The sequence below is a fragment of the Halohasta sp. A2 genome (genome assembly GCF_056175805.1).
The window spans coordinates 1-453 of record NZ_JAQFWV010000211.1; the positions used below are offsets into that span (position 1 = coordinate 1).

1 protein-coding gene is annotated in these 453 nt (G+C 57.0%); it reads right to left on the reverse strand.

Going from position 1 to position 453, the window contains the following annotated elements; genetic code table 11:
* On the reverse strand, nucleotides 1–453 hold a 453-nt coding region (locus O2S87_RS18825; protein WP_475410237.1), incomplete at both ends, for an IS6 family transposase.

The window sequence follows — 453 nt, forward strand, 5'->3', positions numbered from 1 at the left end:
TTTCGGTCTGTATAATCACGCCGACCGCTGAGTCCTAATCGAGCAAGGGCAGTCTGATAGCCGAAGCCATCGACGAGAAACACGGCCTCGGAGAGGTCGTGTTTCTCGGAGAGTCCATGGAGAAACGTAGCAGCTGGATCCGTGCCGTGGGATCTGAACAGATCGACACCCAAAACCAACTTAGTGTCGAGGTCTATTGCAGCATACAACCAAGACCACTCACCATTGATTTTGACAGCGGTCTCGTCTACCGCGATCCGCTTCGGCTGCGCCTCAGGCGGGTCGGGCACGCTGTCAGCTACTCGATGTACCCACTGAAAGATCGTCTGATGAGAGCGTTGAACGCCGAACAATCGAAGAATCTCTTGTGTCTCTCTAAGCGAACAGCCGGTCGCGTGGAGCCGGACGGCGAACGCCCTGACGGGCGTCGCCGTCCGCTCTCGCTCCCAACAT